This window comes from Bradyrhizobium sp. NBAIM08 (assembly GCF_020193935.1).
GTDB classification, from domain to species: Bacteria; Pseudomonadota; Alphaproteobacteria; order Rhizobiales; family Xanthobacteraceae; genus Bradyrhizobium; species Bradyrhizobium yuanmingense.
The window spans coordinates 1-402 of sequence record NZ_JADYVR010000982.1; the positions used below are offsets into that span (position 1 = coordinate 1).

Annotated in this window: 1 protein-coding gene; it reads left to right on the top strand. The window is 68.9% G+C overall.

Going from position 1 to position 402, the window contains the following annotated elements:
- The coding region (locus I6F37_RS43045) for a hypothetical protein (protein WP_225154835.1) at positions 1–402 on the top strand (402 nt) is incomplete at both ends.

Genomic DNA, 402 nt, shown 5'->3' on the forward strand with positions numbered 1-402 from the left:
GTGCGCGACTACATGGCGGCTTATCCCTACAGCTGCTTCGAGCAGCGCACCTCGAAATCGGTGGCGCTGGGCGATGCGGCGATGTGGCGGGGCGTGGCGGCGACGCTGCCGGCCCACCTCGACGGCGACGGCATGCTCAAATATTTTCCGACCATGCGCCAGGGCGACGATGCGCTGACGGCCTATGTGCTGTCGGTGACGGCCGAAGCGGGTTATGAGATCCCGGACGAAGGGCGCGAGCGCATGGAAGGTGCGCTGGTCGCCTTCGTCGAGGGCCGCGTCACGCGCGGCAGCAACCTGCGCACCGGCGAGCTGGCGGTGCGCAAGCTGTCCGCGCTGGAGGCCCTGTCGCGGCGCCAGCCGGTGCGCCAGAACTGGCTGCAATCCTTCCGTATCCAGCCG